Origin of the sequence: Streptomyces atratus (assembly GCF_040655115.1) — a bacterium.
Lineage (GTDB): Bacteria > Actinomycetota > Actinomycetes > Streptomycetales > Streptomycetaceae > Streptomyces > Streptomyces atratus_D.
The window spans coordinates 1-7432 of sequence record NZ_JBFAJH010000106.1 but is presented as its reverse complement, the minus strand read 5'-3'; the positions used below and the strand labels follow the sequence as shown (position 1 = coordinate 7432).

Here is a 7432-nt window from a genome sequence, read left to right as displayed (position 1 = left end):
GGTACCTCACCCCACTCGAAACCCGAGCCAGACTGCAGCACGACTTCACCCCCGCAGCGTAAGCAACCGCTGTCCAAGATCAGGGGGGAACTTCAAGGGGCCAACTCGAGCCGCCCGGGCGGGGCCGAACGACATCGCAGCCGATGACGTGTACGCGGGTGAGGGCCGGTTGCGCCTGGGCTGAGGGGGCCTTGTCCCACCGCGAGTCGGCGGGGATCATGACCGCGTGCAACACCGAGAGGAACTCCACGAACTGCTCCCATGCGCCGGACTCACGGTCGTCGAGGACATGCGCCCGGGCAGCCTGTTCCCGCCGGAGGCCGGCTGGCGGATCGCGCGGGGGATCGCGGCGCCCGACGGCGCGGTCCGGGAAGCGCTCGACGCCGCGTGGTGGCGCCGCCTTGCAGATGCCGACGGCGAGTTCCTGGTGGCCGTCCTCGGACATCGGATCGGCGGCAACGACTCCTGGTGGACCCGGGTCCGCTACGCCGGCGGCGGTGTGCCGGGGCTGACCGGCGACCCCGGGTTCGTGGCGCTCTCCCTCGACGGGCAGGTGCTGCTGGCGGAGGTGCCCGGCGTGGACGAGCCTCGGGTGACGGCCCTCGACCGACTGCCGGAGCGGCTGGAGGAGGCCGCCGCAGCCGCCGGGCGCGAGACGGAGGTCGAGCGCGCCGAGGTGTGGGCGGCGGTGCCCGGCCGGCCGGCATGGCCTTTGCACTGGGCGGAGGGGATCGGGTCCAATCCGGCCGCGCCGGACGAGCTGCTGATCCGGCTGCTGGATGTGGAGGTGGGCTTCCTGCACGGCTGCGACCGGCCCGCCGTACTCGACGCCGCCGTGGCGCATCCCGATCCGCGGGTGCGCTCGAGGCCCGCGGACACCTTCCGGCCCAAGCTCACGTCCGATCAGTGGGTACGCCTGGTCCGCGCCGAACCGTCGCCGAGCCGGCGCGTGCTCTGGGCCGAGCATGCCTGCGCCTGGGGCGTCGAACTCCCCGAGGACCTGTACGACGACCTCCTCGCCGGCCCGTCCCGCGCTCAGGCCGCCGAACTCCCGGGGCTCCCCGCACACCACCTCCCCAGCCTCGCGGCCGACGCCGATCCCCAGGTGCGGGCGACTGCCTGCGCCCGGTGGGAAGACCTCGCCGCGCCGCTGCGGGCGCGACTGCTGGCCGACACCGACGACGCGGTGCGTACGGCGGCGCTGCTCGCCCACCACACCGGCGTCCCCATGCCTCGCGAGGTCTTTGCCGCGCTGCCCCCGCCCCGGCGCGCGCTCGAACAGTGCCGTCTCTCGCCCGAGCTGGAGGCGGAGCTGGTCCGGGACGGGGACGCGGAGGTACGCCGAGCGCTGGCCGCCAACCCGCGGCTCAGCGCACACAGCGTTGCCGTCCTGGCGGAGGACCCATACGACGACATCCGCTCGGCGGTGGCACTGCGGCCCGACCTCAACGAGGAGCAGCGTGCCGCGGTGCGCTACGACTTCGACCCGACGTCGATGTCGCGCACTCTGCCCTGGGTCGAGGGCCTGCACGGTGACGCCGACGCGATACGCCGCCTCGCCGTATCGTCCCATCCGCTCATCCGCCGAAGCGTGGCCCGTGCCCGGCATCTTCCACCGGACGTCGTGGAGCGTCTGGCGCGGGACGAGGACCGGACGGTCCGCCTTTTCCTCGCCGAATCGTGCGATGACGCGCCGGCCGAGATGCTGCTGGAGGTCTGGCGCTGGTGGGACGGCAGCTTCACTCACCCCGACCGCCCCCGCAGCCACCCCAACTTCCCCCGTACGGGCCTGCTGCGCTACGCCGGCGACGCCGGTGGGCGGATGCGCCGCCTGGCCCTGGACGATCCGGAGTCCACGCCTGCCGATGTCGCACGTCTCGCCCGCGACCCAGAAGCCGAGGTGCGCCGCCGCGCGGCCGAGGACCCCCGGCTGTCACCGGCCGACGCGGTGCGGCTGCTGAACGACCCAGTGGCCCACGTCCGCGGGACCGCGATGCGCAATCTGCGGCTGCCGGCCCGCGTCCTTGCCGGGCTGCTGCACGACCGCGACACGGCATGCGCGGCGGTCACCAATCCGGCGATCCCGGTCCCCGTCCTGCACCGCATCCTGGCCGCGGCCGCGGCAGCCGTGGCAGCCCAGCGCTGAACACCGCCACCCCGCAGGGCGGCCGTGGCGGTCTGACCCTGAACTGCGGCACACCCCCGCCCGGGCGGCTCGAGTTGGCCCCAGTAGTGCAGCAGAGGCTTTCGCTGGCTACGGCAGAGACCGGGCCATGCTGGCACGGGGCCGCTTCGAGTCGTCATGCCGGGGCCGTTTGACGACGCCGTAGCCACGTCGCGCCTTGACGGCTGGCCGTAGGGGAGGTGGCCGAGAGCCCGCTGATCCCACAGTCGTAGCGAGCGAACCCACGTCAGGCTCAACGCCGTAGAGGCAGGATCGCCACCAGTTCCCAGGCAGCGCCCTCCGAGATTCGGCGAACTCGTCGGTTTCAGGTGGTGAGTGACAGCATGATCGAGGCGGCCATCTGCGAAGGCGACGTCGTCACCGTGCGCCGCCAAGACTCCGCCGATCACGGCGACATCGTGGCCGCACTCCTGGACGGCGAGGCCACCGTGAAGCGCCTGCGGCGTGAGAACAGCCGGGTCTGGCTTATGCCCCACAACTCCAGCTATCAGCCGATCCCCGGGGATGACGCGGCCATCCTTGGCAAGGTCGTCGCGGTATTGCGCACGATCTGACAGCCACGCAGGGCCGGCCTGAGGCCCTCCTCAGCGTGGTGCCCGCAGATACTCGCGCCGCGAAGTGACCAGGGAGCGCCACCGCTCACGGGTCTGCCGTTCTCCATCGAGCCAGCGTGCCTGCGAGCCCGCCTCGACGGGCAACGGGAGGTCGGCCATGAAGTGGGCGATGTCGACGTAGAAGGAGTAGTCGCCGCTGTGGGTCAGTTCACGCAGCCGGGAGATTGAACCGGCCACCTTGTCGTGCCTGCCGAGGACGGCGTGGTGAAAGCAGAGCGCCAGTTCGAGCGTGGTCTGGGAGGAGACGAGACCGGCACTGCTGATCTCGGTACGCAGCAGGTGCGCGCGGTCTTCGATGTCGCCTGCGGTTCCGGCGTCGCGGATGAGGGCGGCAATCTGGGTGGTGAGGGTGGTGGCGCGCAGGTCGAGTCCAGTGAGGAGCTGCTGGGCGAGTGCGAGTTCGTCGCCGGCCTGGTCAGGGTCGATGAAGGCGAGGACGAATGCGCGCTGGGCCTGGGCCGTAGCCTGTTCGCCGACGACGGCGTGCTGCTCGGCTTCGTCCCGCGCCGCTACGTACGCGGCGGCCGCCCGGGCCATGTCGGCCTGGATCCACCACACGTCGGCGAGGACGCGGTGATGACGGCCCGCCCAGCCAAGCGTTTCTGCGGTGGCGAGGGCGGTAGGGAAGTCGCCCGAGAGGCGGGCAAGGTGCGCGAGCCCACGCCGCGCAGCAGGCGCGAGGCGGCCTCCACCCTCCGCGACGTGCTGCATCCCGCGCCGCGATTCGCTGCTGCGCCCGAGGTCGCGATCAGCCTTGGCCCGGTAGTAGACCGCCATGTCGTGCAGATCGGCAGGGAGTAGTCGGGTGCTGATGACTGCGGCGAGCCGGGCGGCGGTGCGTTCACGATGCTCGTGTTGCCGGCGGGCGAGGGCGCTGAGGGTCTCCACCAGAGCGTCGGCAGGTGTTTCCAGCTCCAGCGTGCCGGTGGGGTTCCGCGACGTGGACGGCGCAAGGGGCTCCCATACAGAGTCGCTGACGTATTGCCAGGTCGCCTCCGCGAGCCAGCCGAGGTCGAGGCCGAAGTCGCGTGCGACGGCCAGTCCCTGGCGCAAGCACCCGACCAGCAGCGTCCGGCCCGGCGCCGTGCTGGTGGTCCACTGCTCGCCCACTCCCGCGAAGGCACGCTCGGCAGCCTGCTGCCAGTCATGCGGTGACCATCGGTCGTCCGTCTGGTCATCGGCGGTGCGGATGGTGGAGCGGATCAGGGCATGGAGATGGAAGGGCCACATGCCGAAGGGGTTCTCGCGGACGAAGGGACGCTCCAGCAGGCGCAGGGCCATCGCCAAAACCCAAGGTGGAGCCGCTAGTGCGGTAATGCGCGGCTTCTTCTTCCAGCGACTGACCGTCCGGGTCTTCACCGAAGACCCGGACGGGTGGCTCCTCAAAGGCGGACAAGCACTCCTCGTCCGCTACCCGGCCCGCGCACGGCTCAGCAAAGACATCGATCTCCAACGCCTCGAAGGCGACCCCAGCGAAGCCCTCGCCGCACTTCTGAAAGCGGCCACGACCGACCTCGGGGACCACCTGAACTTCGTGCCCCGACAGCTGAAGCCACACGGCAACAACGCCGAAGGCGTGAACCAGCCCTTCGACGTCCTCATCGGCACCCGCAAGGTCGACACCATCCACGTCGACCTCGTCACCAAGCGCAACATCACCGCAACCCCGCAAGCCGTCCAGCTCACGCCGCGGCCCGATCTCCCCTGGCCCGCCGACTGGCCCAAAATCAGGCTCTACCCCCTCGTCGACCACCTCGCCGACAAGATCTGCGCCATGTACGAATGGGGAAGCACCAGCCCGTCCAGCCGCTTCCGTGACCTCGCCGACATCCTGCTCATCAGCCAGAACGAAACCATCGACGCTGCCGAAGCGCACCACGCTCTGCACACCGAAGCAGCCATCCGCCGCACCCACGCCACCATCGAACTGCGCCTGCCCCATCAGTTCGAGATGCCACATGAGTCCTGGCCGAGCGGCTATGCCAAAGCAGCCAAGGACGTCGTCGGCCTGAACGGCTGCGAAACCTGGGACACGGCCTTTCCTGGCGCGCACGCATTCGTCAGCCCGCTGCTGGGCCCCTCCTTCACTGGAGCATGGAATCCCAGCACTGGAGAGTGGGATCTGCGCTGAACCGTTCAGGGCGTGCGGGTGCTGCCCCGGAACGGTCTAGTGCTGTGACCGGGATGGTCCACCGTGATCGGAAGGCGGCTCGCGGGACGAGCGCACGCGCAACGGCTGGTATTACTGGGGCATGCAGGAAGAGACGGCACGCTCCGCGATCGACACGTTCATCTCCGCGTTCAACGCCTCGGACGACAGCTATGTGACTGCCCTGCTCTCCCAGGCCCTGACCTCAGACGTGGTCTTCTGGGGGCCGTTGGGTCGCAGCGAAGGAATCGCGGCGGTCGAGCGGTTCGTGCTGGACATCCGGCGCCACCCGGCGGGGACCGGCACGATGGTGCGCTGCTCAGCGGTGGACATGCCTGACGAGTGGGCCCGGTACCAGTGGGTCTTCACCACGCCGGATGGAGGCCCCCGCCTGGCGGGAACGGACGTCGTCCATCTGCGGCGGAGCCTCATCGACCAGGTCATCGTCTTTGCGGGGGAGATCGAGCCGTCCGCCTCCTGAGTCGTCCTTCTGTCGCTGTCCTTCTCGTGAACTTGTCCCTTTCGGCACTCCGGGGCTGCGGTTCGCGGTCGGTCAGGCTGCGGCGTTGAGGGGGCGTCCGCCCCAGCGGATGCCCTTCTCACTGCGGATGCGGGCGCGTTCCTTCACGGCATCCTCGTCGCCGACACCCTCGCCGCCGACCTCACCTACTGGGCCAACGGCTCTACCCGCACCCAATGGGAGGCGCTCGCCGCATTTCGCGGCGTCACCGAAGGCGACGTCACCCGCTACGCGATTCCCAAACAAGAACCCCTCGTCGCCGAACACGAAGCCTTCCGCGACCTGGTCCTCGGCCACAGCGAGCGCACGGCGACCCTCCACGACGGCCTGCACGCCGTCCTCGCTGCCGACGCAGCCCTGCACGCCTCACGTACCGGCACCGCCGCAGCTGTCCCTTTGGGGCGGCTCGTGTGAGTGGCTCTGTCCACGAGATTGAGCAGCACTTCGACACTGTTTGAAAGTCACGCAGACGCTGACGTGGCATCGGAATGTTCACGAGTTTCGGGTTCTGGCACAGATCTTGGGGAGCCGTCGCGGAGGGTGACGGTGGCGTTCGATTGCAGGGGAGGGTCACGAGCCCCGGGGCCCGTCAGCGTTCACGCATTCTGGTCCACCACCAGCCCATCATTGCCCACTCGATGTTGTTGGGCTCCGGCAAGGTACGGCGCTCGAATTCCTCATCGATGCGCGTGATCAGTCGGCCCAAGTCCCGTTTGGCTCCGGGAGGAAGGTGCAGCATCGCCCACTCCAGGTCATCACGGGCATCTTCCACCTCTATCCCGGGCGAATAGGCCTCGGAGGCATTCAGGTAGCGTCCAGGCTGCTTAAAAGCCCACTCGAAACGAGAGAGCGCATTAGCGACCGCATTGGGCCACATCTCCTGGTCTTCGACCCGGCGGATTGCTGCACGAGTCCGCGCGGAGACACCATGGACCCTCAGGACCGGATACTGCCATCGTGGCCGCCACCGCTCTGCACGGACGGCCTTGGGATGCCTACGCGGCATCGCCCTTTCGGATCAACATGAGGCCATCCTTCCACGGCTGGGCACCTGCATGGACCCCTGTCGCAGCACATGTTCCTACTTCTCGGCTCTCGCGCAGATCTTGGGGGCGTCTCGGGGTGTTACTGAAGCAGGATCATCTTTCGGAGTAGCTCGAATCCGGCTCGGCCGTAGAGCTGCCGCTTGATCTTCTTGATGCGGTTGACGGCGCCCTCGATGCTGCCTGAGCTCCAGTCGAGAGTGAGCCCGGCTGTCACGGCGTCGAGGTCTCGGAGCAGGTGGAGTGCGAAGCCGGTGAGGCCGGGGAGCTGTCTGACGTCGACTGCATCGATCCAGGTGGGGAGTGTGGAACCGAGGCGGTCGGTGAGTATCTCGCCGAAGTCGCGGACGTGTCCGGCCGCCTTGTCCAGTTCGGGGCAGCGGGCCAGGACCTCCTTCAGGCCGGCCCGGTCTTCCTCGGTCAGGGTCGCGGGGTGACGGGTGAGCCAGCCGGTCACCTGCCGCACCGTCGGCGGCCGGGGCGGTGCGGCGGACGGAGCCCCGCGCAACGTGGCGATGCGCGCGCGGACCATGCCGTAGGTGACAGGAGCATGCTCGGCAACCAGCTCGCTGTGCAGTCGGGTGACACTTGTGCACCCCGCAGCGAATCGCCGCTCCAGGTAAGGCTTGTAGGGGTCCAGCCTGCTGGGCCGGGGCCGGTTCTCGCGGAAGGTGTCCTGCCAGCGTGCGGCGGCCGCGTACCGGAGCACGGTGTTGAGACCCCAGCCCAGGTGCCGGGCAATCGCCCGGCGTGAGTGACCCTGGGCAAGCAGCTCGTGGACCAGGGCATGTGCGGCCTTCTTCCGCTCGGCCCGTCGGCCGACGGGTGAAGTTCCCCCCTGATCTTGGACAGCGGTTGCTTACGCTGCGGGGGTGAAGTCGTGCTGCAGTCTGGCTCGGGTTTCGAGTGGGGTGAGGTACC

The 7432-nt window shown here is 69.3% G+C and carries 7 protein-coding genes and 1 pseudogene; 4 read left to right on the top strand and 4 right to left on the bottom strand.

What is annotated here, in order from left to right:
- Positions 1-226: 226 nt before the first annotated feature.
- Together AB0I23_RS40760 and AB0I23_RS40755 are read left to right on the top strand one after the other, a co-directional pair.
- On the top strand, positions 227-2146 hold the full coding sequence (locus AB0I23_RS40760) for a hypothetical protein (RefSeq protein ID WP_359118250.1): 1920 nt from the start codon (positions 227-229) through the stop codon (positions 2144-2146).
- A gap of 344 nt (positions 2147-2490) precedes the next feature.
- A pseudogene (locus AB0I23_RS40755) lies at positions 2491-2739 on the top strand (LexA family protein); the annotation flags it as partial.
- A 30-nt stretch (positions 2740-2769) separates the two neighbouring features.
- Here the strand turns inward: AB0I23_RS40755 and AB0I23_RS40750 are convergent.
- Positions 2770-4080, bottom strand: coding sequence for a hypothetical protein (locus AB0I23_RS40750; protein WP_359118249.1), 1311 nt, complete (start codon positions 4078-4080; stop codon positions 2770-2772).
- Positions 4081-4114: 34 nt separating this feature from the next.
- Between AB0I23_RS40750 and AB0I23_RS40745 the strand changes: the two genes are divergently transcribed.
- Both AB0I23_RS40745 and AB0I23_RS40740 read left to right on the top strand, forming a co-directional pair.
- Entirely contained in the window at positions 4115-4930 is an 816-nt protein-coding gene (locus AB0I23_RS40745; RefSeq protein ID WP_359118247.1) for a nucleotidyl transferase AbiEii/AbiGii toxin family protein, read from the top strand.
- A gap of 121 nt (positions 4931-5051) precedes the next feature.
- Positions 5052-5429 carry a hypothetical protein gene (locus AB0I23_RS40740; RefSeq protein ID WP_030216423.1) on the top strand — a complete coding sequence of 126 codons (378 nt, stop codon included), beginning with the start codon at positions 5052-5054 and terminating at the stop codon, positions 5427-5429.
- 72 nt (positions 5430-5501) lie between these two features.
- Here the strand turns inward: AB0I23_RS40740 and AB0I23_RS41930 are convergent, their stop codons facing one another.
- The 3 genes from AB0I23_RS41930 to AB0I23_RS40725 all read right to left on the bottom strand — a co-directional run bounded on the left by AB0I23_RS41930 (position 5502) and on the right by AB0I23_RS40725 (position 7220).
- Positions 5502-5831, bottom strand: coding sequence for a hypothetical protein (locus AB0I23_RS41930; RefSeq protein WP_436847076.1), 330 nt, complete (start codon positions 5829-5831; stop codon positions 5502-5504).
- A gap of 226 nt (positions 5832-6057) precedes the next feature.
- A complete protein-coding gene (locus AB0I23_RS40730; protein WP_359118245.1) occupies positions 6058-6345 on the bottom strand; it encodes a hypothetical protein in 288 nt (95 codons plus the stop codon).
- Positions 6346-6593: 248 nt separating this feature from the next.
- Positions 6594-7220 (bottom strand): transposase, encoded by a 627-nt coding sequence (locus AB0I23_RS40725; RefSeq protein WP_359118244.1) that lies wholly within the window; start codon positions 7218-7220, stop codon positions 6594-6596.
- Between the last annotated feature and the right edge of the window lie 212 nt (positions 7221-7432).